The sequence below is a fragment of the Streptomyces sp. NPDC027189 genome (assembly GCF_055566975.1).
Window position 1 is genome coordinate 227125 of the sequence record NZ_JBVHRI010000003.1, and the last position, 25226, is coordinate 252350.

22 protein-coding genes are annotated in these 25226 nt (G+C 70.2%); 10 read left to right on the top strand and 12 right to left on the bottom strand.

Annotated features, from left to right (window positions below; translation table 11 throughout):
- Positions 1–3: 3 nt before the first annotated feature.
- From ACZ4RZ_RS08870 to ACZ4RZ_RS08880, 3 genes are all read right to left on the bottom strand, one after another.
- Positions 4–675: a response regulator transcription factor gene (locus ACZ4RZ_RS08870; protein ID WP_467743286.1), complete on the bottom strand. Its 672-nt coding sequence runs from the start codon at positions 673–675 to the stop codon at positions 4–6.
- Positions 676–976: 301 nt separating this feature from the next.
- Positions 977–3691, bottom strand: coding sequence for a PAS domain S-box protein (locus ACZ4RZ_RS08875; protein WP_467743287.1), 2715 nt, complete (start codon positions 3689–3691; stop codon positions 977–979).
- Positions 3688–4068, bottom strand: coding sequence for a hypothetical protein (locus ACZ4RZ_RS08880; protein ID WP_467743288.1), 381 nt, complete (start codon positions 4066–4068; stop codon positions 3688–3690). The genes ACZ4RZ_RS08875 and ACZ4RZ_RS08880 overlap by 4 nt, the downstream gene beginning before the upstream one ends.
- 214 nt (positions 4069–4282) lie before the next feature.
- On the opposite strand from ACZ4RZ_RS08880, the gene ACZ4RZ_RS08885 reads away from it, so the two are divergent.
- Together ACZ4RZ_RS08885 and ACZ4RZ_RS08890 are read left to right on the top strand one after the other, a co-directional pair.
- Entirely contained in the window at positions 4283–4633 is a 351-nt protein-coding gene (locus ACZ4RZ_RS08885; RefSeq protein ID WP_467743289.1) for a response regulator, read from the top strand.
- 378 nt (positions 4634–5011) lie between these two features.
- A complete protein-coding gene (locus tag ACZ4RZ_RS08890; protein ID WP_467743290.1) occupies positions 5012–5959 on the top strand; it encodes a hypothetical protein in 948 nt (315 codons plus the stop codon).
- 31 nt (positions 5960–5990) lie between these two features.
- Here the strand turns inward: ACZ4RZ_RS08890 and ACZ4RZ_RS08895 are convergent, their stop codons facing one another.
- Positions 5991–6419, bottom strand: a complete 429-nt coding sequence (locus ACZ4RZ_RS08895) for a Rieske (2Fe-2S) protein (protein WP_467743291.1) — start codon at positions 6417–6419, stop codon at positions 5991–5993.
- A gap of 261 nt (positions 6420–6680) precedes the next feature.
- Between ACZ4RZ_RS08895 and ACZ4RZ_RS08900 the strand changes: the two genes are divergently transcribed.
- Positions 6681–7748 carry a LacI family DNA-binding transcriptional regulator gene (locus ACZ4RZ_RS08900; protein WP_467743292.1) on the top strand — a complete coding sequence of 356 codons (1068 nt, stop codon included), beginning with the start codon at positions 6681–6683 and terminating at the stop codon, positions 7746–7748.
- Positions 7745–8656 carry a carbohydrate kinase family protein gene (locus tag ACZ4RZ_RS08905; RefSeq protein WP_467743293.1) on the top strand — a complete coding sequence of 304 codons (912 nt, stop codon included), beginning with the start codon at positions 7745–7747 and terminating at the stop codon, positions 8654–8656. The genes ACZ4RZ_RS08900 and ACZ4RZ_RS08905 overlap by 4 nt, the downstream gene beginning before the upstream one ends.
- A gap of 8 nt (positions 8657–8664) precedes the next feature.
- On the opposite strand, the gene ACZ4RZ_RS08910 is transcribed toward ACZ4RZ_RS08905, so the two are convergent.
- Positions 8665–9519, bottom strand: coding sequence for a helix-turn-helix domain-containing protein (locus ACZ4RZ_RS08910; RefSeq protein ID WP_467743294.1), 855 nt, complete (start codon positions 9517–9519; stop codon positions 8665–8667).
- Between the two features lie 100 nt (positions 9520–9619).
- On the opposite strand from ACZ4RZ_RS08910, the gene ACZ4RZ_RS08915 reads away from it, so the two are divergent.
- A complete protein-coding gene (locus tag ACZ4RZ_RS08915) occupies positions 9620–10189 on the top strand; it encodes a YceI family protein (RefSeq protein ID WP_467743295.1) in 570 nt (189 codons plus the stop codon).
- Positions 10190–10297: 108 nt separating this feature from the next.
- On the opposite strand, the gene uvrA is transcribed toward ACZ4RZ_RS08915, so the two are convergent.
- Positions 10298–13336 carry an excinuclease ABC subunit UvrA gene (uvrA, locus tag ACZ4RZ_RS08920; RefSeq protein WP_467743296.1) on the bottom strand — a complete coding sequence of 1013 codons (3039 nt, stop codon included), beginning with the start codon at positions 13334–13336 and terminating at the stop codon, positions 10298–10300.
- A 222-nt stretch (positions 13337–13558) separates the two neighbouring features.
- On the opposite strand from uvrA, the gene ACZ4RZ_RS08925 reads away from it, so the two are divergent.
- Together ACZ4RZ_RS08925 and ACZ4RZ_RS08930 are read left to right on the top strand one after the other, a co-directional pair.
- Positions 13559–14248, top strand: coding sequence for a maleylpyruvate isomerase family mycothiol-dependent enzyme (locus ACZ4RZ_RS08925; protein ID WP_467743297.1), 690 nt, complete (start codon positions 13559–13561; stop codon positions 14246–14248).
- 9 nt (positions 14249–14257) lie between these two features.
- A complete protein-coding gene (locus tag ACZ4RZ_RS08930; RefSeq protein ID WP_467743298.1) occupies positions 14258–14911 on the top strand; it encodes an MBL fold metallo-hydrolase in 654 nt (217 codons plus the stop codon).
- 186 nt (positions 14912–15097) lie between these two features.
- Here ACZ4RZ_RS08930 and ACZ4RZ_RS08935 read toward each other — a convergent pair whose 3' ends face one another.
- A complete protein-coding gene (locus ACZ4RZ_RS08935) occupies positions 15098–17107 on the bottom strand; it encodes a hypothetical protein (protein WP_467743299.1) in 2010 nt (669 codons plus the stop codon).
- Between the two features lie 251 nt (positions 17108–17358).
- Here ACZ4RZ_RS08935 and ACZ4RZ_RS08940 point away from each other — a divergent pair, with 251 nt between their 5' ends.
- Together ACZ4RZ_RS08940 and ACZ4RZ_RS08945 are read left to right on the top strand one after the other, a co-directional pair.
- Complete coding sequence (locus ACZ4RZ_RS08940) at positions 17359–17481, top strand: hypothetical protein (protein ID WP_467743300.1); 123 nt, start codon at positions 17359–17361, stop codon at positions 17479–17481.
- Between the two features lie 292 nt (positions 17482–17773).
- Positions 17774–18724, top strand: coding sequence for a PIN domain-containing protein (locus ACZ4RZ_RS08945; RefSeq protein WP_467743301.1), 951 nt, complete (start codon positions 17774–17776; stop codon positions 18722–18724).
- A 316-nt stretch (positions 18725–19040) separates the two neighbouring features.
- Here ACZ4RZ_RS08945 and ACZ4RZ_RS08950 read toward each other — a convergent pair whose 3' ends face one another.
- Together ACZ4RZ_RS08950 and ACZ4RZ_RS08955 are read right to left on the bottom strand one after the other, a co-directional pair.
- Entirely contained in the window at positions 19041–20357 is a 1317-nt protein-coding gene (locus ACZ4RZ_RS08950) for a pentapeptide repeat-containing protein (RefSeq protein WP_467743302.1), read from the bottom strand.
- Between the two features lie 206 nt (positions 20358–20563).
- Complete coding sequence (locus tag ACZ4RZ_RS08955) at positions 20564–20914, bottom strand: hypothetical protein (RefSeq protein ID WP_467743303.1); 351 nt, start codon at positions 20912–20914, stop codon at positions 20564–20566.
- A gap of 407 nt (positions 20915–21321) precedes the next feature.
- Between ACZ4RZ_RS08955 and ACZ4RZ_RS08960 the strand changes: the two genes are divergently transcribed.
- Positions 21322–21984 carry a hypothetical protein gene (locus ACZ4RZ_RS08960; RefSeq protein ID WP_467743304.1) on the top strand — a complete coding sequence of 221 codons (663 nt, stop codon included), beginning with the start codon at positions 21322–21324 and terminating at the stop codon, positions 21982–21984.
- 175 nt (positions 21985–22159) lie between these two features.
- On the opposite strand, the gene ACZ4RZ_RS08965 is transcribed toward ACZ4RZ_RS08960, so the two are convergent.
- The 3 genes from ACZ4RZ_RS08965 to ACZ4RZ_RS08975 are packed head-to-tail and all read right to left on the bottom strand — an operon-like array spanning position 22160 to position 25210.
- Entirely contained in the window at positions 22160–23371 is a 1212-nt protein-coding gene (locus ACZ4RZ_RS08965; RefSeq protein ID WP_467743305.1) for a competence protein CoiA family protein, read from the bottom strand.
- 49 nt (positions 23372–23420) lie between these two features.
- Positions 23421–24089: a hypothetical protein gene (locus ACZ4RZ_RS08970; RefSeq protein ID WP_467743306.1), complete on the bottom strand. Its 669-nt coding sequence runs from the start codon at positions 24087–24089 to the stop codon at positions 23421–23423.
- Positions 24090–24121: 32 nt separating this feature from the next.
- Positions 24122–25210: a site-specific integrase gene (locus ACZ4RZ_RS08975; RefSeq protein ID WP_467743307.1), complete on the bottom strand. Its 1089-nt coding sequence runs from the start codon at positions 25208–25210 to the stop codon at positions 24122–24124.
- Positions 25211–25226 lie beyond the last annotated feature (16 nt).

Sequence of the window (25226 nt, forward strand, 5' to 3'; positions counted from 1 at the left end):
GCCTCAGCGCGACTCCAGGAAGGTCAGGACCGCCAGGACACGGCGGTGGTCGTCGGGCTCCTCCTGGAGGCGGAGTTTTCCCAGGATGCTGCGGACGTGCTTCTCGACGGTGCCCTCGGTGACCCACAGGCGGCGGCCGATGCCCGCGTTGGAGCGGCCCTCGGCCATGAGGGCGAGGACCTCGCGCTCGCGGGAGCTGAGGAAGGACAGCGGATCGTCGCGGCGCTGGGCGGAGACCAGCTCCTGCACCAGGGAGGGGTCGACGACCGCGCCGCCCCTGCGGATCCGGTCGAGTGTCTCGATGAAATCGTCCACGACGGTGATCCGGCTCTTGAGGAGGTATCCGACCTTGCGGCCACCGGCGAGCAGTTCCAGGGCGTCCTCGACCTCCACGTAGGCCGACAGGACCAGGATGCCGGTGGCGGGGTGGTGCTCGCGGATCGTGCGGGCCGCCTTGAGGCCCTCGGTCGAGTGGGTCGGCGGCATTCTTATGTCGATGACCGCCAGATCGGGGCGCTCGTCGGCGACGAGCTCCAGGAGCCGCGCGGCGTCACCGGCCTGCCCGGCCACCTCGTAGCCGATGCGTTCGCACAGGCTCGCCAGACCCTCCCTGAGCAGGACGTCGTCGTCGGCGAGGACGATCCGTCCCCGCCCGGGCTGCTGCGATGCGTCCATGGTCCCGGCTCCCCTTGCCCGACCCGTCCGGTGCGCCCCCAACAGCCTGCCGGACCCCCGGGGTTACGGCTAGCCGGAAGCCGAATTGGGGGCTGGCCGTGACGACACGGGGGCCTTCCGGCGCGATGCTCTAACCAGTGCGGACGCAAGGGACCGGCCGCCCCGGGCGAGGGGCGGCAGGTCGGACGGACGGTCGAAGGGCTGCGGGAGACGCGGCGGACACGGATCGAGACACGACGGCGGTCGGTCCGTGCCCGCCGATACCTGTCCCGTCCCCAGGCGCCCGGCACGCCCCGGACCGTCACTCCTTGGTCGGCGGTTCCCGCAGCGGCAGCCGTATCGTCACGGTGGTCCCGCTCCCCGGCGGACTGCGGATCGCGAGCCTGCCTCCGATCGCCTCGACGCGGTCGGTGAGCCCGACGAGACCCGAGCCGCCGCCCGGGTCGGCGCCCCCGGTGCCGTCGTCGCCGATGGACACCTCCAGGACGTGGCCGTACGTCCGCGCCTCGACGTGTACGACCGTGGCGTGGGCGTGCTTGGCGGCGTTGGTGAGGCATTCGGAGGTCACGTAGTAGGCGGTGACCTCGGTCTGTTCCGGAAGGCGCACGGAGGGCAGCTGGAGATCCAGTTCCACGGGTACGGCGGAGCGGCGGGCCAGGGCGCGCAGGGCGGGGCCCAGGCCGCCCCGGGAAAGGATCGCCGGGTGGATGCCGCGGGACACCTGCAACAGGTCCTCGAAGGCGTCGTCCAGGCCCTTGCCGATGTGCGCCAACTGCTCGGCGAACTCTGCCGATTGATCGTCCATCATGGACTCGGCCATCCGCAGGTCCAGCTGGAGCGAGACCAGCCGCTGCTGGACGCCGTCGTGCAGATCGCGCTCGATACGGCGCCGCGACGCGTCCGAGGCGGCCACCACGCGCGCGCGTGAAGCCGTGAGCTGAGCCCGGCCGTCGGCGTTGGCGATGGCGGTGGCGACGAGTTCGGTGAAGTCGGCGAGCCGGGACTCGGTGCCCGGGGGCAGCGGCTCCGGGCCCGTCGGGGCCGCGACGACCACACCCCACAGACGGTCGTCGACGACGATCGGCGCTCCGACCGAGCGTCCCGTGCGGGTCACCCGGCGGGTCCCGGCCACAGCGGCGGCCGTCGCCTCCTCGGCCGCGCTCGCGGCCGCGTGGGCCGAACCGAGGAGCATGACGGCACCGTCGGCCCCGTAGCGCAGAACGGCCGCGGTCCCGGTGCTCAGCACCATCCCCACCTCACAAGCGACCGCGGCGAACACCTCGTGCGGCGGCTCACCGCGCGCCACGAGGGTGGCGACGCGGCGCAGCGCGGCCTGCTCGCGGTCGGCGCGGCGGCTCTCGGTGACATCGCGCGCGGCGGCGTGGACGAGGCCTTCTCCGGTCACCGGGCGGGCGCTCCACTGCAGCCAGCGCTCGGTACCGTCCTCACGCAGGCAGCGGTTCTCGAACTCGCCGAGCTCGACGCCGTCGGCCAGGCGGTTGAAGACGGCACGCGTGCGTGCCCGATCCTCCGGGTGGACGAACTCCAGCCAGGGCTTGGCGAGGAGCACTTCGGCGGGGTACCCCAGGGTTCGCTCGAAGGCGGGGTTCACGCGCTTGAGGTAGCCGTCGGTCCCGCAGATGCACAGCAGGTCGAGGGAGAGGTTGAAGATGCTCGCCAGTTCCCGCTCGGCCTCGCGGCGCCTGCCGTGCGCGGCGGCGAAGGACTCCATGGCGTCGTTCATGCCGCCCAGCAGTTGCGCCCAGGTCCCTTCGAACCCGGCGGCGTCCGCACGGTGGCCCAGCCGGTTGTCGTCGATCGCCGCGTTCATGGTGCGGATCTCGGCGGCGAGCCGCTCGCTGGTGACATGGAGTTCGCGGAAGGTGTCGGCGACGACGCCGAGCTCGTCGCGCCCCCTGTATTGGACGTCGTACGAGAGGTGGCCGGAGGCGAGGGCCTTGGCGCCCTGGGACACCTCGGTAAGCGGGCGCGTGATCGAGCGGCGCAGCGTCAGGGCGAGGACGGTGACGGCGAGAAGCACTCCTGCGGAGAGGGCGAGTTCGCGCTCACCCCGGCCCCGGGCACTCTTCAGGCCGTGGTCGGCGTCGGCCGCGAGTTCGCGGGCCGTCTCGTGCGCGATGCCGCGCAGAGCGGCGAGCCGGTCGGTGGAGGCCATGAGCCAACGGTCCAGGGAGGGGAGTTTCGGCGTCGCTCCTTCGGCTGCCAGGGCTTCGCGGGCCGCGCGCACGGTGCGCCCCGCGGGCTGCAGCAGTGCCCGGGCAAGCTGGGCGCGCAGCGGCCCGGAGGCGGTCTGGCGGAAGGTGTCGAGCTGGACGGTCTCCTGGGCGGGCCAGCGGTTGGCGGGGGCACCTCGGCCGTCCCGGCGCGGTGCCGCGCGCAGGACGGCGAGCTCGACGCGTTCGCGCTCGGCGGCCTCGATGGCGCCCAGGATCGCCAGATAGGCATCACCGGAGCGGCCCGAGGCCCGTGTGGGGCGGCTGGAGTCGAGGCGGCGGACGGTGTCGAGCAGATACGTCTCGACGGTCGCGTAGCCCTGCTCGATCCCCGCCGCGGTGAGCGCGCCGCCGGCCGACTCCCGTCGGACCGCATGGAGCTGATCGCGCAGGGAGCCGAGGACGTCGTCCCGGCCCCGGTGCCGGGACGCGGCGCTCTCGGCGGCAATCAGGGCGCGGTTGGTGGCGCCCCTGGCCACGTCCCGCTCGGCCGCCGTGGCCGTCGGGTCCGGGGCCGCCTCGGCGACCACCTCCGTGAGGCGCTCACGGGCGACGGCCTCGTAGAGCCCGGCCGTCGCGAAGGACACCTTGGTGGAGGCCCTGAAGTTCTGCAGGGTGCGCGTCTCGTGCCATTGGGCCACGGCCGAGAAGACCGTGAAGGCGAGCAGACCGGCGACCGGCAGCAGGGCGAGCAGCATGAGTTTGGTGCCCACCCGCAGCCGCGCGAGCAGCGGCGGACGGACCCCGGTGGTGCGCGCCGGGCGCCGGCCGCCGGGCCTCATGGCCCGCCCGCCGGGCAACCCTGGTGGTCGGCCAGATCCTTGTCGGTGACCGTGCCCTTGCCGAAGTCGGGCAGCGGGACGATCTTCACATCGCCCGGGCACGCCTCGGTGCGGTCGGGGTACATCCAGTGCGCCACCCAGGAGTTGGGACTGCGGCCCTTCGTGCGGGCCCTGTCGTCCTGGTCCGGGTCGATCAGCCCCTCCTTGGCCCACCTCTGCACGGTGGTGAGCGCCCGGACCGCCGCGGGCGCGAAGCCGTACGTGTTCCTTTCCTGGCCCGGAACGGAGTAATTGCGGTTCGGGCCGTCGAAGTCGGCCAGGTCGCCGTCGGCGGCCGCGGGTTCGACCAGATCCGGGTACGGGCGCTCTTTTGCCAAGAACGCCCCGCCTGGTATCGGATTCCTTCGGAGCAACGTCATCGTGTACCCCCATCCAACCGACGGGACACGGCCACTCCAGGGCATCGACATGCTACCGCCCGTGACACGCCGCTGCTCTCCGTGAACGCGAACCTTCCTTTCTGGCAAAGGACTTCAGCACTTTCCGGCTAGCCGGAAGGCGCGAAGGTCAACCTGTTGGGAAGCTGTCCGCATGTCCATGCGCTGTCTCCTCGTCGACGACAGCGCCCGGTTCCTGGAGGCCGCGCGCACCCTGCTTGAGCGTGGTGGGGTACAGGTCGTCGGTGTTGCCACGACGGGCGCGGAGGCCTTTGCGCGGGCCGTTGAACTGGCCCCGGACGTCGCCTTGGTCGATATCGACCTCGACGGCGAGAACGGCTTCGAGGTGGCGGGACGGCTCGCGGGAAGCGTGCCCGCCGTGATCCTCATCTCGACGCACTCCCTGGAGGACTTCCAAGAACTCGTCGCGGCGAGTTCGGCCCGCGGCTTTCTCCACAAGTCGGCGCTTTCGGCGCGGGCGATACGGGAGTTGCTGGGGCCCTAGTCACCACTGCGACGGCCGGGCGGGGCCGGGGGACGACTCCACCCGGCTCCGCGGAGGCGTCGGCGTCGGCGTCGGCGTCGGCGTCGGCGTCGGCGTCGGCGTCGGCGTCGGCACAGGGTGCGGGAGGCGGGAGGCGGGAGGCGCTCAGGGTGAGAGTGGGGTTCGAGGAGTGGAGGAGCGCGCCCGGACGCTGCGGTGAAGCATGTTGAGCATCAGGTGTTGTCGGGGCTTGGTCAACACGCTTCAATGCGGGGGAACTCGGGGCGTGAACGGCGGCAGACGCGTGTGAACGGACCGCGCGCGCCGACCCGGCGGCCCCGACGACCCGCACGAACGGCCTGACCAGCCGTAGTGAACATTCACAGAAAGGCCCCCTGCATGCGGCACGGCACACAGCACGCGGACGTCGCCACGGCGGAGCTGGAGACGGCTCTGCGGGGCGGCCCCTTCCATGTCGCGCTGCGCGCCGCGATCGCCGCCCGTGGACTGCCGCTGCAGCGCGTGCAGCACCATCTGTCGCGGCACGGGGTCAAGGTCGGTGTGACGAGCCTGAGCTACTGGCAGCAGGGCGCCCGCCGCCCGCAGCGCCCCGAGTCGCTACGGGCCGTCCGCGCCCTGGAGGAGATCCTCCAGCTCCCCGACGAGTCACTGATCCGGCTGCTCGCCAAGGCGGACGAGCACTCCGGTCCGGAACGCCCCGCGGGTCGGTCGTACCGCTCTCTCGTGGAGGCCTCCGGCGTCCTGGAGCGGCTCCTGGCCGAGTTGGAGTCACCCCTCGACGGCGGGCTGCACACCCTCGGCCACCACGAACTCGTACGGATCGGCGCGCACCGCGAGCTGCTGGGCCGCGAGTCGCACCACATAGTGCGCGCCCACAGGGACGGCGTGGACCGCTATGTGGCCATCCACCACGGAGACCCGGGATGCGCTCCGGAGCGGATGGCAGTACGCGCCCTGGAGAACTGCCGTACGGGGCGGGTGCGCTGGCACCACGACACCGGGGTGCTCGTGGCCGAGCTGCTCTTCGACACACGCCTGCGCGCCGGCGATACGTTCCTGTTCCGCTACGGCTTCGACGACGGTACAGCCGGTGCGTCCAGCGAGTACGTGCGCGGCTTCAGCTTCGCGGGCGGGCAGTACGCCCTCCAAGTGCGGTTCGCCGAGGAGGCGCTGCCCGTGCGCTGCCACCGGTTCACCCAGCACTCGGCGGCGGCTCCGCGCAGCGGCCGCCAGGAACTCACGCTGAGCGGTCACCACGGCTCGGTGCATCTGGTCGAGCCGCGCGTGCGGTCGGGGATCCTGGGGATCGGGTGGGACTGGGAGTGACCGCTCCCGGGCCGGTGTCGCGCGGGCCTCTTCAGGCGCCCGGGCCCGCGACGATCTTCCCGTCCTTCGTCTCCACGGACAGCTGGTGCAGCGGCACGGTGGCCGGCGCCTGCAGCACCTTGCCCGTCGCGGCGTCGAACTCACTGCCGTGGCAGGGGCAGATGAGCGTCGTGCCCTGAAGCTTGTTGATGGCACACCCTGCGTGCGTGCAGATCGAGCTGAACGCCTTGAGCTCGCCGTTCTCGGCGCGGCTGACCACGACATTCCGATCCCGATACAGCTTGGCACCGCCCTTGGCGATCTCGCTCTCCGCACCCAGCTCGACCGGCGCGGTCGGCGTCGCGGGTGCCCCGCCGCCGTCACCGCCGCCGGAGCACGCGGTGAGGGCGAGCCCGGCGACCGGGGTGAGCGCCGCTCCCCGCAGGACGGTACGGCGGCTCGCTGACGGACGGCCGGGCATGGCATCTCCACTGGTCGGGGCGGTGGACACCGACACGGGTAGGGGGCGGTGCACACCGACGATACCGGCATGACTCATTCCGCTCGTGGCGGGGGAGTCGACCCCACGATGCGCACGCAATCGCTTACGCAAACGCATGCGCAATCGCTTGCGCAAGCGCGTGCGTAAACGCTTACGCAAACGTTGACGTAAGCGTTTACGTCTGCCGCCGGATGGGATACGTTTCCCTGCTAACAACCGGGTCCAAGGGGAGGCAGCGCCATGGCAACAATGGTCGACGTGGCCCAGCGGGCAGGCGTGTCCACCGCGACCGTCTCGCACGTGCTCAACGACACGCGCCCGGTGCTGCCCCAGACGCGCCAGGCCGTCCTCGACGCCATCGACGAGCTCGGATACACGCCCAACACCCTGGCCCGTTCACTGGTCACCGCACGCACGCGGTCCATCGGGCTCGCGGTGTCGGCGATCAGCAACCCGTACTTCACGGAGATCCTTCAGGGCGTCGAGGCCGGCGCCCTGAAGAACGGTTACAGCCTGCTGATCGCCGATCCGCACGACGATCCGCAGCACGAGCGGAAGGTCGTCCAGCTGCTGCACGAGCGACGCGTCGACGGCATGATCATCGCGCCTTCCGCGGCTCCGGCCGAGCTCCTCGGCTACCTAGGGCAGCACGACGTGCCCACCGTGTTCCTGGACCGACTCGTGGACTCCCCCGCCGCGGGCACCCTCCGCTTCGACCAGGTCTGCACCGAGAACGCCGAGCCCATGACAAGGCTGGTCACCCACCTCGCCGAACTGGGCCATCAACGCATCGGACTGGTCGCGGGCCTGCCCGGGCTCAGCACCACGACGGAGCGGATCACCGGCTACCGTCACGGCCTCGCGCACGCCGGACTCCCGTACGACGAGCGGCTCGTGGCGCACGGCAACTCCCAGGCCGAGGCCGCCGAGGAGGCCACCCACGCCCTGCTGTCCCTCGCGGCGCCGCCCACCGCGCTCGTCACCGCCAACAACGCCATGACCATCGGCGCGCTCCGGGCCGTGCGCGAGCGGGACCTGGCCGTGCCGGACGACCTGGCGCTGTGCTGCTTCGACGACTTCTCCTGGGCTGACCTGTTCACACCCCGGCTGACCGCGATCTCGCAGCCCAGCAAGGAGATCGGGGCCCAGGCTGTCCAACTGCTCCTGGAGCGGCTCACGTCGCCCGGCCGTCCGGGCCGTACCGTCCGACTGCCCTCCGCTTTCGTCCACCGCACCTCGTGCGGCTGTCCCGAGAGCTCCAAGAGCCCCGAAAGCCCCGAGAGCCACAGGAAAGGACCCGAGTCGTGATCGTCGTCGCCGGTGAGGCCCTGATCGATCTGGTACCGCAGGGCGCGGGCGCCCTCGTGGGCCTGCTGCCGCGCCTGGGCGGCGGCCCCTACAACACGGCCGTGTCACTCGGCCGCCTCGGCTCCCCCACGGCCTTCTGCTCCCGGGTCTCGTACGACGCGTTCGGCGAGGCACTCCTCGGCGGTCTCGGCGAGGCGGGCGTCGACGTGTCGTCCGTGCAGCGCGGAACGGAGCCGACGACCCTCGCGGTCGCCTCGATCGGCACGGACGGCTCGGCCGCGTACTCCTTCTACGTCGAGGGCACGGCGGACCGTCTCTTCTCGGCACCGGACCAGCTCCCCGACGCCACAAGGGCGGTGTCCTTCGGCACCTGCTCACTCGTCCTGGAGCCGGGCGCGAGCGCGTACGAGGAGTTGATGCGGACCGCTGCCGCGCGCGGCGTGTTCACCGCGCTCGACCCGAACATCCGGGCCGGGCTGATCCCCGACGCGGACGCCTACCGGGCCCGCTTCAAGAGTTGGCTCCCATCGGTCTCGCTCCTCAAGCTCTCGGAGGAGGACGCCCTGTGGCTCGGGGGCACCCCACGCGAGTGGCTGGCGTCCGGCCCCGCGGCCGTGGTGATCACCCAGGGCGGCGACGGCCTGACGGCGTTCACCCGCGACGGGTCGGTCCACTCCGTAGCCGGCGAACCGGTCGACGTCGTGGACACCATAGGCGCCGGCGACACGGTGAACGCGGCGCTGCTGCACGGCCTGGCCGCGCGGGACGCACTGTCACCAGCCGCGATGGCAGCCCTCGGCGCCGACGGCTGGACCCAGCTGCTGCGCTTCGCGGCCCGCGCGGCGGCGATCACCTGCTCACGCGCGGGAGCCGAACCGCCGTACGCCTCCGAGCTCGGCGACCTGTAGCGGGACGCTCAGCTGCCGACCGCCCGCAGCGCCCCGGGCTGCCGCCCATTGAGCCGGTCGAGAGCGCTCGCCGTGGCTTCGTCCGCGGGGAGGTGTACGACCATGCGATGGCCGTCGTCCGGCAGCGCGAGCGTCTCGTACGACAGGCGCAGTGGGCCGGCCTCCGGGTGCGCGACAAGGTCGGTGCCGGCCCGTCGGGGCATGGCAGGCACGGCTGCGAGCCGGTCGGCGAAGAGAGCACCCGCGGTCACCGTCAACTCGTCGGCCATGGCAGCGACATGGGGGTCGTGGAGCGACGCCTCGTGCCTGAGGTGAGCTACCTGCTCGTCGGCCACCCGGTCCCAGTCGGTGTAGGCGGCGCGCGCCCGCTCGTCGGTGAACACATACCGGAGGATGTTCGGCTGCTTGCCGTCGAGCATCCCGAGCGGTCCGGCGAGCCGCCGATAGCCGGTGGTGTACGCGAGGATGTCGCCGATCCAGTTGATGAGCACGGCGGGTGTGGGCTCCAGCCCGTCCAGCATGGCCCGCACGGTCGGGCGGACGGTGCGGGTGGGCTCTACCGCCGCGGAGCAGAACACGGCGTCGTGGCCGGACTCCTTGGCGAGTCGGCGCAGCAGGATCCGCTCCGTCACGGGCAGCCCCAGCGCGTCGGCGAGCACGCCCAGGACCTGGGGAGACGGATTGCGGTCGCGGCCCTGTTCGAGCCGAGTGAGGTACTCGACGCTGATGCCGGCGAGTGTGGCCAGCTCGGCGCGGCGCAGCCCCGGGGTACGACGGCGGGGGCCGGTCGGCAGCCCCACCTCGGCGGGCGTGATCGCTTCGCGGCGGGTGCGCAGGAAGATGCCCAACTCGTTGTCGCTCACTCGTAGAACGTACAACCCGTACGCCGCCGGATCGTGGCCCTGTCACTACCACCATCCGCCCGGTCTCCCTCCCACCCGCCCGGCCGCGCAGGGTGGAGCCATGACTCACGACAACTCCCCGACCACGTATGCCGCTGCACTGCCACTCGCCCCCGGCGCCTGGGAGCTCGACCCCCTGCACTCGGCCGTCAACTTCACCATCCGCCACCTCGGGATTGCCAAAGTGCGGGGACGCTTCGGCGAGGTGAAGGCCGGACTGTACGTCGGTCAGACGGCCGACGACGTCAGGGTGAGCGCCGAGATCGCTCTTGCCTCCATTGACACCGGGAACCCGGACCGCGACGCGCACACTCGCTCGTCCGAACTGCTCGACGTCGAGAAGCGTCCGACGATGACCTTCCGCTCGTCGCGGGTGTCCGGGGACGGCGAGGAGTGGTCGATGGAAGGGGACTTGACCATCGGTGACGTGACGCGGACGGTGACGCTCGCCGTCGAGTTCGGCGGGGTGGTGAACTCCCCCGTCGACAGTCGCAAGCACGCGGGGTTCGAGGCGACGGGCGAGATCCGGCGCAGCGACTTCGGTCTGGACTTCGGGACCGGGTTCCTCGGTGATGTTGTCAAGGTGCAGCTGGACATGCAGTTCGTCGAGCCGCAGGGACAGGGCGGCTGACTGTGCAACGCCCGGCGCCCCACGGGGAGTTCCCGTGGGGCGCCGTATTTCTCGGGACTTGTCGGACCTCGTGCGACCGTCTGATTCAGGCCCTTGGGCCTGTTCGAGTCAGGCCTTGCGAGCCCGCGTGGTCTTCTTCGCGGGGGTCGCCTTCTTGGTGGCCGTCTTCTTCGTGACCGAGGCCGCCTTCTCGGTGGCCGTGTTGTTGACGGCCTTCGTGGCCGTCTTCCTCGCCGTCGCCTTGGCCGCCACCACCTTCTTGGCGGCGGTCTTGCGCGCTGCCGTCACGGGGGCCGCGTCGCTGATCCGGTCGCCGAGGATCTCGCGCAGGAACTTGCCGGTGTGGCTGGTCGGAACACCGGCGACCTGCTCGGGCGTGCCCTCGGCGATCACCAGACCGCCGCCGTTGCCACCCTCGGGACCCATGTCGACGACCCAGTCCGCGGTCTTGATGACATCGAGGTTGTGCTCGATGACGATGACCGTGTTGCCCTTGTCGACCAGACCGGACAGCACCGTGATGAGCTTGCTGATGTCCTCGAAGTGCAGACCGGTGGTCGGCTCGTCGAGCACGTACACCGTGCGGCCCGTGGAACGCTTCTGGAGCTCGCTCGCGAGCTTGACGCGCTGCGCCTCACCGCCGGACAGCGTCGGCGCGGACTGGCCGAGCCGGACGTAGCCCAGGCCGACGTCGTTGAGCGTCCTCAGGTGGCGGGCGATCGCCGGGACGGCCTCGAAGAAGCCGAGCGCCTCCTCGATCGGCATGTCGAGGACCTCGGAGATGGACTTGCCCTTGTAGTGGACCTCCAGGGTCTCCCGGTTGTAGCGCGCCCCGTGGCAGACCTCGCAGGGGACATACACATCCGGCAGGAAGTTCATCTCGATCTTGATGGTGCCGTCGCCGGAGCAGTTCTCGCAGCGGCCGCCCTTGACGTTGAAGGAGAAGCGGCCGGGCTGGTAGCCCCGCACCTTAGCCTCGGTCGTCTCCGCGAACAGCTTGCGGACGTGGTCGAAGACTCCGGTGTACGTCGCCGGGTTCGACCGGGGTGTACGGCCGATGGGCGACTGGTCGACATGCACGACCTTGTCGACGAGGTCGTCGCCCTCCACGCGCGTGTGCCGCCCGGGAACGTTCCTCGCGCCGTTCAACTCGCGGGCCAAGTGCGTGTACAGGATGTCGTTGACCAGCGTCGACTTGCCGGAGCCCGAGACGCCGGTGACGGCCGTGAGGACGCCCAGCGGGAAGGACACGTCGATGTCCTGGAGGTTGTTCTCCCGGGCGCCGTGCACCGTGAGCTTGCGGCTCGGGTCGGCGGGGCGGCGGATGTCCGGGGTCGCGATCTCCTTCTTGCGCGACAGGTACTGGCCGGTCAACGACTCGGCGTTGGTGAGCAGCTCCTTCAAGGGGCCGCTGTGCACGACCTTGCCGCCGTGCTCGCCCGCGCCGGGGCCGATGTCGACGACCCAGTCGGCGACCTTGATGGTGTCCTCGTCGTGCTCGACGACGATGAGCGTGTTGCCCATGTCGCGCAGCCGGACCAGGGTCTCGATCAGCCGGTGGTTGTCGCGCTGGTGCAGACCGATGGAGGGCTCGTCGAGAACGTACAGGACGCCCACGAGCCCGGAGCCGATCTGGGTGGCCAGACGGATGCGCTGGGCCTCACCGCCGGAGAGGGTGCCGGCCGCGCGGTTCAGCGACAGGTAGTCGAGGCCGACGTCGACCAGGAAGCGCAGGCGTTCGTTGACCTCCTTCAGCACGCGCTCGGCGATCTTCTTGTCGCGGGCGTTGAGCTTCAGCTCGCCCAGGAAGTCCGCGCAGTCGCTGATGGACATCGCGGAGACCTCGGCGATCGACTTCTCCATGACGGTGACCGCGAGCACGAGCGGCTTCAGGCGCGTGCCCTCACAGGTGGGGCAGGGCACCTCGCGCATATAGCCCTCGAAGCGTTCACGGCTCGCGTCGCTCTCGGCCTCGCTGTGCCGCCGCTTCACGAAGGGGACGGCCCCTTCGAAAGGCGTGGTGTACACGCGCTCGCGTCCGTACCGGTTGCGGTAGCGGACCTCGATCTGCGTCTTGTGGCCATACAGGAGGGCCTTCTTGGCGCGCTGCGGGAGACCGGCGAAGGGAATGTCGGTTCGGAATCCCAACGCATCCGCGAGGGCTCCGATGAGGCGCCCGAAGTAGTCCTTGGTGTGTCCGTGCGACCACGGGTGGATGGCGCCCTCGTCGAGAGACTTCTCCTCGTCCGGGACGATCAGCTCGGGGTCGACTTCCATGCGCGTACCGATACCGGTGCACTCGGGGCAGGCGCCGAAGGGCGAGTTGAAGGAGAAGGAGCGGGGCTCCAGCTCTTCGAAGGACAGGTCGTCGTACGGGCAGTACAGGTGCTCCGAGTACATGCGCTCGCGCTCGGGGTCGTCCTCGGGGAGGTCGACGAAGTCGAGCACGACCATGCCGCCGGAGAGGCCGAGGGCGGTCTCCACCGAGTCGGTCAGGCGGCGCTTGGCCGAGTCCTTCACCGTGAGGCGGTCGACGACCACCTCGATGGTGTGCTTCTCCTGCTTCTTCAGCGTGGGCGGCTCGGTGAGCTGGATCGTCTCGCCGTCGACCCTGGCCCGGCTGAACCCCTTGGTCTGGAGATCGGCGAAGAGGTCGACGAACTCTCCCTTGCGCTCGCGCACCAGCGGCGACAGGACCTGGAAGCGGCTCCCCTCCGGCAGCTCCAGGACCTTGTCGACGATGGCCTGCGGCGACTGGCGCGTGATGGGGCGGCCGCACTCGGGACAGTGCGGCTTGCCGATGCGCGCGAAGAGCAGACGCAGATAGTCGTAGACCTCGGTGATGGTGCCGACCGTCGAGCGCGGGTTGCGCGAGGTCGACTTCTGGTCGATGGAGACCGCCGGGGAGAGGCCTTCGATGAAGTCGACATCCGGCTTGTCCATCTGACCGAGGAACTGCCGGGCGTACGAGGAGAGCGACTCCACGTAGCGCCGCTGCCCCTCGGCGAAGATCGTGTCGAAGGCCAGCGAGGACTTGCCCGACCCCGACAGGCCCGTGAAGACGATGAGCGAGTCGCGCGGGAGGTCGAGCGAGACATTCTTGAGATTGTGCTCGCGCGCTCCACGAACGATGAGACGGTCGGCCACGCCGGTCCGCACCTTTCTTGAGAGAAGTGACAGGGGCGGGGCCCCCGTCCTTTTCAGACTAGGGGGAGCCACTGACAGCGCCGGTCGGTTTCCCTGGTTCACAACAATCCCGGGCCATCCAGCATGCCCGACGCCGCGCCCGAGCTTATAGCACGGGTATTCGATTTGCGGGGGTGGTCGACCGCCTTCACCCAAACGTGTGGCGGGGCTAGGGTCGGCCTCATGATTGATCATGTGCGCGACCTGGCGTCTGTACGTGACGCGACCGAACGGCTGCTCACAGCAGCCGCCAAACTGGACAACGTATCCGTGGCCGAGCCGTCACGGCTTCCCAGCTGGAGCCGCGGCCACGTCCTCGCCCACCTCGCCCGCAACGCGGACGCTCTCGTGAACGTCCTCGAAGGGCGCCCCATGTATGCCTCCGGCGACGCCCGGGACACCGACATCGAGCGGGACGCGCCGCGCCCGATGAACGCGCAGCTCACGGACGTGCGCGAGAGCGCCGACCGCTTCCAGGAGGCGGCGGCCACGCCCGCGGACTGGTCCCGCACGGTGGAGCTGCGCAACGGGGTCACGGACTCGGCGGCCCGGGTACCGTTCCGGCGGTGGGTCGAGGTGGAGCTGCACCACGTGGATCTGGGGATCGGGTACGAGCTCGAAGATCTTCCGGAGGAATTCGTGGAGCGGGAGATCGAGTTCCTCGCCGACCGCTTCGCCGGGCATCCCGATGTGCCGCCCACACGGATCACGGACAGCACGCGCACGTGGCGCACGGGACGCGACACGGAGGGCGCCCCGGAAGTCACCGTGACCGGGCCGGCGCCCGCGCTTCTGGGCTGGCTCGCGGGGCGCCGCAACGGGGCCGACCTGACGGTCGACGGTGTCCTGCTTCCCGCCCTTCCCCCGCTATAGGCTGCCGTCATGACGTACAGCGGAGCGGTGAAGGTCGGCGGCCCTGCCGATGTGCACGAGCTGCAGAACCTGATGATCTCCAAGGTCGCCGTGGGCCCGATGGACAACAACGCCTATCTGCTGCGCTGCCGGGCCACCGACGAGCAGCTGCTGATCGACGCGGCGAACGACGCCTCGACGCTGCTCACGCTGATCGGTGACGACGGCATCGCGTCCGTCGTGACCACCCATCAGCACGGCGACCACTGGCAGGCGCTCGCGGAGGTCGTGGCGGCCACCGGCGCGCGCACCTACGCGGGCCGGGACGACGCCGACGGCATCCCGGTGCCGACCGACGTCCTCGTGAACGACGGCGACACGATCCGGGTGGGGCGCGTGGAACTCACCGCGCGCCACCTGGTGGGGCACACGCCGGGCTCGATCGCCCTCGTCTACGACGACCCGCACGGGCATCCGCATGTGTTCACCGGGGACTGCCTCTTCCCGGGCGGTCCTGGTCGGACAACACGTCCCGAAGAGTTCAACTCCCTGATGGACGGCCTGGAGACCAAGCTGTTCGACGTCCTGCCCGACGAGACGTGGATCTACCCCGGCCACGGCAACGACACCACCATCGGCACGGAGCGGCCCCACCTCGCGGAGTGGCGCGCACGAGGCTGGTAGCCATGCACGGGTGCTCGTCCCCGTTTCGAAACCGAAGCGGGGACGGTCGCGCGTTCAGGCCCGTCCGCGCTCGGGAGGGGTATGCCCCACGGACGGTGGCCTCCAGAGCTGGGTCACCGACGCCGGCAGCAGTGACCGCCCGAGTCGCGGTGACTGTTCCATGGGTTGCGGTCTGCCGGACGAGGTTCACCTGGCAGGCGGCGGAACCTCCCACCGCTCCGCGATCCATCCCTTCGGCTCCCAGCCGTACCGCCTCAGTCTTCTGCCCTCTTCCACCCGTCCGGCTGCGTGCAGCAGCTCGATCGCCAGCGTCATGGCGCCGGTATTGCCAGCTTCAGCGTGAAGCCGCAGCCGCTCCAAGGCTTCGGCTACGCGTGTGGGCTTCTGCAACAACCAGGCATAGTCGTCCTTCAACATCAGGGGGGCCCACTCCGTGGTGACCCGCGCGCCGTCGACGACGTTGCGCTGGACCCAGGCATCTGCGGCCTCGATTTGTTCCATTTTCTCCAGCAGGGCGTCCATCCCCAAGGGGGCGGGATTACCTGCCTCGGAAGCATGCCGGTGGCACGCGATGGCTTCGTCCGTCATGCCGTTCCTCGTCAACAGCAAGACCGCCCATCCCAGGGCGAGAAAGTCGCCGGACTCTGCGCCGCGCTGGTACCAGGCGATCGCCTCCTCCCCCCGGTCAGCCACCCGCAGGAGGTCGGCCGCCGGTCTCAGCGCACGGGTGTCGCCGGTCTCGGCGGCGCCCTGGTAGAGAAGCATGGCGATGCGGAGAAGACCACGGGCGTGGGCTGCGCGGGCCAGTGATGCGCGGGCTGCGGGAGTACCGTGATCAATCAGAGCGTCCCACGTGTGAGGCAGAACGGGGACAACGGGAGCATCGCGGGCGTCGGGAGCCGGAGGAACGGTGCCGATGGAACGTCGGCCGTGTTGTTCGAGGTAGTCGGCGAGGCGGTAGTGGGGCTGGGCAGGAGCGGCTTGGCCGCGTCGGGGGCGGATGCGGGTCAGCGGGCCGCGGGTGCCGCGCACCGGGCGAGCGACATGAGCGAGGGCCTGTTCGAGCCAGTCGTCGTCCAACAGGTCCCACTGGGTTTCGGTGAGGTAGCCCTCGGCGGCGGCTTCCAGCAGAGCCAGGGGCAGGGCAGGGCCGTGACCGAGGCGGCGGACGTCCATGGCGGCCTCGATCAGCGCTTTCGCCGCCGGGGGCGCGGTGCGGTACCGCTCGATCAGGGCGGGGACGCCAGCCAGATACTGGGTGACCTGCCCCTGCTCTGAGTGCCGAACGGCTTCGGCCAGGCGGGGGTCGCTGGTGGCGGTGACCTCTGCGGTCTTCAGTTCGTCGACGGTGAAGACCTCGGGGACTGCGATGCTCTTGTTCTTGACCAGTTGGCGGGCCTGCGAGTACGCGTCCGACCCCGTCGCGGGAACGGGGACATACGTGAGTGCATCCCACTGCTCGGACCAGATGGTGCCCAAGACCAGCACCGGGCCGCGCTCGGGGGTGTTCAGGAGCTCACGGAGGCCGGAGGCGACCTGCGCGCTGTGCTCCTGGTCGAGGAGGTAGTACTGGGCCTCGTTGAGCCACACAACGGTCTGCGGCGCCACCAGGTCAAATTGCCCGATCACCGCTGAGGGGCGGTCCGGCTCGATTGGGTGCCACAGCCGCCATCCGTCCGGCAGTTGCTTCACCGCCTCCCAGCAGGCACGGGTCTTGCCCGTGGAGGACCCGCCGACCAGGACCGCGATGCCGCTCTGCCCGCCCTCGGCGGCGGACACCACCGAACGCAGCCGCGCGTCGAACTCCCGCGTGACGTAGGCAGGCAGCGCGCCGCGCGTATCGATGGCAGCACCGACGTCAAGGGCTGGGTGAACCTCCAGATGGTCCAGGACCTGCAGGTCGTCAAACTCACTGATCGGCCGACCCGCAGGGGTGTACATCCCGGCCTCGGTCCACAGCTTGCGCACCCGCGCGGCCAGATCGCCCTCGTTCCAGGCGGCGCGGCGGGCGAGCACCATGGCGACGGAGACCGCATCGGCCTGGCTGGGCGGCAGGCTCGGGGAGCTGATGATGCGGCTGATGGTGTCCCGGCTCGGCGCCCCTGACAGGTTGTCGTCGGCCTCGATGTCCGCAGTCATGTCGGCCAGGCTCGGGGCGTCCGCTGCCAGGTACGCCTCGTACAGCAGATCTTTCATCTCCCGTAACGGACGCGGCCATTGCACCCGTGGCCGCTCCAGCCTCCGCGGCCGCCTGGTCGGCCCGCCCCCCTTGTCGCGACTCATCGCACCATCATCTCCCGCTCCGTTCCCGGATACAGCCTGAACAGCACCAATACCGCCGCAGGCGGGGCGCTCGTCGCAATTGGGAGTCGATCTTTGTGCGGGGCCGAGTGTGGAGAGCGAGCTGGCCAGCTGCCTACCCGCTGATCGAGACCCATGGAGGTCCCATGTCCCGTAAGCGCCTGACGCGCCCCGAGCGCCTGGCCCTGGTCTACGCCGTCCTGGGCGGAGTCGTCTCAGGTGCCGCCGGAACTTTCATCGCCTGGCTGCTGGGCCACCTCTCCTTCTGATTTCCCATCCGGGGGCCTCCTGTCCAGGCGGCCCCCGGACACGTCCGCTTGGCTGTCGCATCGGCACCGGAGCGGAACCCGAAATCCCCGCCCGTGCAGGAGCTGCCAGCCCCGCGCGATCTCCAGCAGGTCGTTTCCGGCCGACGGCTGGGGCGGCGGTGGCGAAGCCACGGCGCAGCGAGTGTCCGGCCCGCCCTAGCGGTTCGGCGAGCATGGCGCAGGTCTGCGGAGAGAGGGCCGCGACGTCAGAAACCGAAGGCGCACCAGCCGGCCGCGCTGGCAGGATCACCGCATGCTCATCACACCGCGCCCCGGCGCAGACCGGAAGAACATCCGGCAGGTCCTCAGCGGCGTCCACACCACGGCTATGAACCTGCAGCGGCCGTACGGCAGCGCCTTCGAAGGGCTGCTGACGTATTTGGACTGGGCCACGGAGTCCGCGCGGATGCTGCGCTCCCAGATCAGCGATCGGGACCTCGACCAGCTCGTGTTCACCGACCGCTACCGGGCGCTCCTGGGCAGCTGCGGCACGCTCGCCGGGACCGCCCAGCAGCGCCTCGTGAACGGTCTGGTCCAACTTGAGGTCGCCGAACGGATCGAGGCGTTCGAGGCGGCCGTGGCCGCGCTGGATGCGCGGATCGGCCGGTGGAGCCAGCGGGAGGTGTTCGTCGTGGCCGACTCCAGCTTCTACATCCAGAACGAGGTGAAGTTGGCCGACGTCGATCTGCACAAGGTGCTCGACGTGCCGCGGTGGCAGTTCGTGCGCCTGTTGTTCCCGATCGTGGTGGTCGACGAGCTGGACGACCTCAAGGACGCCAGCAAGCAGCGGGCCCGCTGGCGTGCCGCCCACACGCTCGGTCTCCTCGACGGGGTCCTCAAGGGCGGCACGCATGGGGTCCTACACGAAGGGGAGCACACCGTTCAGGACGGCGAGACCCGCGGCAGGGTCAACGTTGAGATCGTCCTCGATCCCCCCGGCCACGTGCGCCTTGACCGTCCCGATGTCGAGATCATCGACCGGACGGTGGCAATCCAGGGCCTGGCCGGCCGCGACGTTCGGTTGCTGACATGCGATACGAGTCAGCACACCCGGGGCCGGGCCGCCGGGCTGCAGGTGACCAAGGTGGCGACGAAGGACCCCGGGGACGAGCCGGACTGGTCGGCCCCGGACAGGTCTGGCACTGGCGTACGCGCGCAGCGGCGCGCCCGGCAGGCCGAAACCCAGGCTCCGACGGCCAGTTGAGAATCGAGCACCACGGCAGTAACACTGCGCTGCACGCCGCCTGGCGGTAGCTATACGAGAACAAGGCCTACCGCGATTGGCCCGCCCGGGGATGCGGCCTCCACGGTGAGCGCTGACGGTGGCTGCATGGCGATCGTCGTGCTGCCGAGCTGCGCAAGGAACTGTCGGACGACTTCGGCCTGGGCGATCCGCTCGCCTTCATCAAGGCGGTACACGCAGCGCCGGCTGACTAGGATGTTTCGGGAGACCCTGACGACCGAACGTTCTGCGGAAAACCCTGGCGGGCGTCCGGCCTGTGCGGCGTTCCCCAAGGCCGTTACCAGCCAGGAGGCAGGATCATTCCGGTGGGCAGTGGCGACCCGCTTGCTGGAACCAGACCGGTTGGCGCTATACCCGTCGCGCCAGAGAAATCGACGGTGCCGCCGGAGAACTCCGCGCGGTTAAAGGAGATGGTGCCGCCGGAGAACTCCGAGCCGGGGAAGCCGATGGTGCCACCGGAGAACTTCGCGTGGAGGAAGAGGACGGTACCGCCGGAGAACGCTGCACCGGCGATGGACACGGTGCTGCCGGAGAACTTTGCGCCGATGAAGTCGACGGTGCCGCTGGAGAACACCGGGCTCAGGAAGTCGACCGTGCCGCCGGAGAACTGCGCACGGGCGAAGTGAACGGTTCCGCCGGAGAACTGGGTGTGGCTGAAGTTAACCGTGCCGCCGGAGACCTTTGCGTTCTTGAAATGGACGGTTCCGCCGGAGAACTGCGCGTAGTCGAAGTCGACCGTACCGCTGGAGAACTCCGCTTCAGCGAAGTGGACGGTTCCGCCGGAGAACTTCGCGCGGTTGAAGTGGCTGGTGCCGCCGGAGAACACTGCATCGGCGAAGGACACGGTGCCGCCGGAGAACACTGCATCAGCGAACGACACGGTGCCGCCGGAGAACACTGCATCAGCGAACGACACGGTGCCGCCGGAGAACACCGCGCCCTGGAAGTCGACCGTGCCGCTGGAGAACACCGCGCCGGAGAAGTCTCCGCCGTCGAAGGTGACGCCGGTGAAGTCGAAGTCGTGGTCCTGCCAGGCGTGCGGGTGGTCGAGTCCGAGGCGGAGGTGGTCGCGGATGAGGCGGATGACTGTGTTGCGGACCTCCCGCAAGGCCAGGTACTCGTGCCGGGCCCCCGCGTTGCCCGGGAGGTCGGTCTCAGCGGTGTACGGAAGGCGGAGGTAGGCGCACAGGACGTCAATGCAGGTCTGGCGTAGCTCGCGGGTGGGAGCGTCATCGGCGAGGCCGGCCAGGGCATGGACGCCGCCTAGACGGACCGCGGCGGATTCCTCTCCGAGTTGGGAGACAGCAGTGGTGAAGCGTTCGGTGTGCAGGCGGGTGGCATCCCGCAGGGCGCCGTCCTCGTCGACGCGCTGGCGCCGGTAGGCCACGACCAAGGCGACCAGGGCACCGGCCCCGGCGACCACTCCGAAGGACAGCTTCACCAAGTCGAACAGCGTCTTCGAGTCGACTCGGCGCTCAGGCTTGAGGCCTCGGGCGCCGAGCAGGTCCCATCCGGCATAGAACACGACGGCGGCCACCAGGATCGCGGCAATGAAGGTCAGGCCGAGGACGGTTCCGACCGGCCAGAGCCTCAACCCACGCTGGTTCGTCCGGCGCCGGGGCACAGGTGCTGTCACACATCAACAGGACGGCCCGAGCCCGCCGCCGGTTGCGGCCACCCTCACGAGACCAGGGGGTTCGACGCGCCAACTCCCGGCGGCAGGCTTTAAGCACGCCGAAGGGCCCGCCAGGCCTCCACGGTGGGCGGGCCTTTCGGTTGCCCAGGAAGGCTGCCCGGGCGTCAGTCGACGTCCAGGAGCACGGCGGTCACGAAGGCCTCCGCCTGGTCCTCCGACCACTTCCCGTACGGCACGCTGGCCTGCGTCAGGGAGTGCCGCAGGCACAGCCCCGCATCTCTCAGGGGCACGGGCTGCTTGTCGCCCTCGTCGGCCGCGTCCTGGAGGGCGCGCCGGGCGACGCGTACGGCCGTCGCCGGGTCCACAGAGTGCACCCACTTCAGTGCCGTGATCACGTCGGTGTAGAGGTCACTCCAGCGCAGGTTGTCCATGCCGAACTGCTGGCCGTGGTGGCGCAGGTTGAAGGCCAGGGCGTGGCCGATGGCGCCGGTAACGCCCGCCGGTAAGTCGCTCACGAAGACTCCTCAGTACTCGATCGGGTGGGGCCGGTTTGTGCACGGCACGGTCCTCCACAGCCCTATACGCGGCCGTGGCGTCCTCGCCCCGGGTAATCGTGCCAGCGAGGACCCCGGCGAGCCCGTTGCAGAGCACACGGACTCGCCGTCGTCGGCGGGCAGCTCGCTCGGGACAGTGCACAGGTACAGGTTGAACGCAGCCAGAGGCTTGGCGCCTATGACTCGGAGGCCTCCCCAGCCATGGCGGCCAGGAAACCGTTCGACACCCGCACGCGGGGCATGAGGTCGACGTCCGACAGCCCGGAGTTCGGGCGGGGCCCGCTCGCGCCCTGGTGCAGGGGAAGTCATGGCGGCACGGCCGAAAAAATGTGGCGCGCGCCCACCGGCGAGCCCGCCACCCTAGGACCGTGAGCGAAGCACTGGACGACCCCGAAGACCTGACCCGCCTGCCCCCACGGCGCTCGGACTGGCACAGCATCGCCGTCATCGGTAGCCCCCACGAGGACGACTTCGACGTAGCCCTCGGTTACTTGCAGGCGGCCGACATCCTCGCGAGTCACTGGATCCGCAATGGCACGAACGATGCGCTGCCTGTCCCGATCTACTACAACTACCGGCACGGCATCGAGCTGTCCCTGAAGGGCTGTATCCGCGTGGCGGCGGGCTGCCTGCGCCGCGACGGCGTCGAACTCCCGCCCGGCGAGCCCGACAAGCTCGTCAACGCCTCGCACGTGATCGGGCACCTGGCGGATCGACTGAACCAGTACCTCAGCCAGCTCCTGGATGACCCGAACGATCGCATTCCTCAGGAGACCCAGGAGACCCTCGACTGGCTACACCAGCTCGACGAGAACGGGCAAACGTTCCGATACAGCACCGTCAAGGGCGGTAAAGGCACGGGAGTGGTGAGGGCCAGGCCGAACCAGCAGAACATCGACTTCGACGCCGACTGCCGCCGCCTGCACGACGCAGGCTGGATGCTGTACGGCGGGGTAGGAGGCTACCTCGACAATCACGCCGAACTGCAGGCCGACTACTACGCAGAGATGGCACAGCACGCTTGGTGGTGAGAGATCTACGGGGCCCCAGGAGGAGCGACTGGAGCTGCGCTGGCCCGGCCCATTCCGGCGACAGGCGGGCAGTGCCTGGTCGTCGTTCCCGCCGTGACAGAGACGCGAGGGCGCGCCAGCTCCGCGGAAGAGCCCGCGGCCGATGCAGCGGGCCTCTTGTCGTGGGGCGGGATCGTCACGACCTTCGCGGATTCACCCGCCCATCATGACCTGGCGAGGGTGAGGTGGGGTCGGCGGAGTAGCTAGCCCGCACTCGCTCACTGACGGCGCGGTAGTGCTCGAGGCGCTCCTGCCGCTCCTCTGTGGGGAAGAGCAGCGGCAGGCCTATATCCAAAAGGAACGCGGGGCAGGCGCCCGCCTGCGGGAGCGGGTCGAAGACCGCCAGCAGGGTGCCGTGTTCGTTGACGAGCGGGACGCCGCAGGAGTACCGGCTGTCTCCGACGCTCCAGCCGACGGTCACGCGGGCGAGATACATGTCGGCAACCTGCGCGATGGCTTGCTCGATGCCGGGCAGCCGCGCGGAGTGCCGGGCCAGTGCCTCCCGGTCGGGGTCAGTGCGCGCCGTACGTTCGACGAGCGCGGCCTCCTGCCGGGCGTACCCGCGCCGCTCGGCACGCTCCTGCTCCTCCTGCTCTGCACGCTGCTGCTTTTGCTCGTCCCCCAGCTTCCTGGCCTCCGCCAGAACGCACTTGGGATGAGCCCACAGCCGCGCCGCGGGCCGGACCACGTGCCACTGCGGTGTGCGTGGAGCATGCGAAACGAACCGCGAGGTGAGGACTCTGCCCACGAACTCGGTGAGCGGTATGGACGGCTCCGGGGTCCAGGAGGCGCCGACGAAGCGGCCCATCGGTTCAACAGCGACCAGGTCATCGCCCTGCCGGGCCAACCGTACCGAGGGCACGGCGCCCAGCCAGGGGATGCGCCTGCGGTCGCTGAACCAGCAGGAACGGACTCCGTAGGCACTCATCCGCTCCGTGCGGTTGCGGATCTCGGCAGCGGTGATGCTCGCCAACTGCGCCTCCAGGGCCATCCGGCGGCCGCCGGCCGTGGAGACGAGAACGTCCGCTCGCCAACGGCCGTCCGGCCCGCCCACCTCCAGTTCGGCCATCCACCCGGCCGCGCGGGCGGCCTGGGCAAGCTCCAGCTTGAGCAGGTGATGAGCCATGGACTCCTCCGCCAGCGTGCAGGTCGGAGCACCGGGCGCATGGGCGAAGAACCGCAGACCCAGGCTCGACACCTTGGCGTGCATCCCGTGGCCGCACTCCGGACAGGCCAGCGGGGCCGGCGGCCGCACCCGGTGGACCGCCTCCCACTGCCAGCCGCAGCCGAGATCCGGCAGAGAGGCGTCCAGACGGCCCCGGTCCGGGTGAACGACGGTGAAGCTCACGGCTGCCTCCAGCCGGTAGGGCCCGGCTGCGCGCTTCCCCCCGGGCCGGTCACAGCACCCTCACCGGCTCCACGTCAGCCGGGAGCGGGCGCGCTCCCATGAACAGCCCGGCCCGCTCCAGATCGACCAGGAGGTGCACCTCCTCGTCGTCGTACGGCCAGCGGGCCACGGCGCCCTCGGTCAGCAAGTGCGCGAACGTGCGGCTCGGCAGGGTATATCCGACCTCCAGCGGTACCGAGGACGGGCGCACCTCGAACGGAGCCTGAATGGCCCCGTGGAGCACGTGCGCGCCCAAGACGGGAACAGCGGTGCTGCGCCATGCCGTGACCGGCTCCGTCCACTCCAGCGAGCCATCGCAGTCGGCCCCGTGCTGGGTCATGTCCAGGTGGGCCACGAACGGAGCCGGGAGCCCCTGGAGGCGGGCGGCATTGCGCACGCGGTCGGCGTCCGCTCCGGGTGATGCACCGACCCGGATACGGCGGCGGGCGATCCTGCCGTAGGCGAGCCGAGTCATGACGCTCGCAAACGCGGCGACCTGGTGTGACGGCCAGGAGCCTGACCGTGCTGGCGTCTGCCCGACCATGGCGGCAAGCCAGTCGGGGAAGCGTCCTTCCCGCAGCCGGGCGGCCACGGTCTGCAGGTGTCTCGCCTGGTCGGGGTCGGCCAGCATGTCGGCCAACTCGTCCTCTGCGATGTCCTCGTGAATGGTGCGCCCCACTGGGGGTCTCCTGTCTGGTCCGCTGGCAGTGGTCAGGTGAGGCCGGCGGTGGCGTTGTCCTCCCACCCATCGACCCGCTGGAAGTAGCCGTTCATAGAGCGGGAGTGCCGGGCCCATCCGCCCTGGTCGGCGATCGTCACGGCGTCTTTTCCGCGCTTGCGGGCGGTCGTGGCCAGGCCGATGCGGAGGCTGTGGCCGGTCCAGGCAAGGTGGACCCCGGCGCGGCCGCTGATCCGTTTGACGGCCCGTGTGACGGAGTCGGGGACCATACCGCCGGTGACGTTGCCGTGCCGGTCGATGCCGACGAACGCCGGTGCAGTGGGCTCCGACCAACGCGGTGCGGCCTCGCCGGCGAGGCGGGCCCGGTACGCCTTCCACGCCTCCACGGGGCAGACCTCCGGGTCGTCCTGATAGTTGATCTTCGCGTCACGGGCGGAGTGCTTGGTCTTGCCGGTGAGCACCGACACGACCATGCCTCGCGGCGTCAGGGCAACGTCCCCGGCGAGGAGGCCAGCGGGGTCCTGAGCGCGTGAGGCGTAGTGGAAGCCCGTCAGGATGAGCGCCTTGTCCCTGGCCCCGGCGAGGGTGTCGGGGCAGGCCCTCACCACGCGGTACAGGTCGGGCACCTCGGCGGCCGCCGCCTGGCCTCGGCCGCGCCGCTCGCCCTCCTGCAGCAGCCGAACGGCCAGGCCGTCCAGCGCCTTGCGGGCGGCCGCCTGGTCGTCGCGGGTTACAGCGCAGCCGCGCTCACGCAGGCCGACGACGACCCCGGCAAGGATCGTGCTTGCCGACGACGGGGCGTAGCCCTTGCCGTTCTGCTGGCCCTCGCGCAGCATCCACGTCACGAACGCCACCAGGGAGCCGCGGGTGCCCTCGGTGAGCGGGAGGTCCTGGGCGGTTGTGAATCGCTCCCAGACCCGCCAGGACTTCGCGTAGGTGTCCTGGGTGTTGGCCGGGGTGATCTCTCGTGCGACGGCGTCCGCCAGGTCCTCTGCTTCGGCCAGACGCTGCGCGGCGGCCACGCCATGACGCTGAGCCCACCTGTCGATGAGGGCGGCGCGAGGGTCGGCGGCCTCCGTGTGCACCATCTCGATCGCGGTCGTCATCGCTCCGTCCAACATGGTGCTCCTAGTGGTG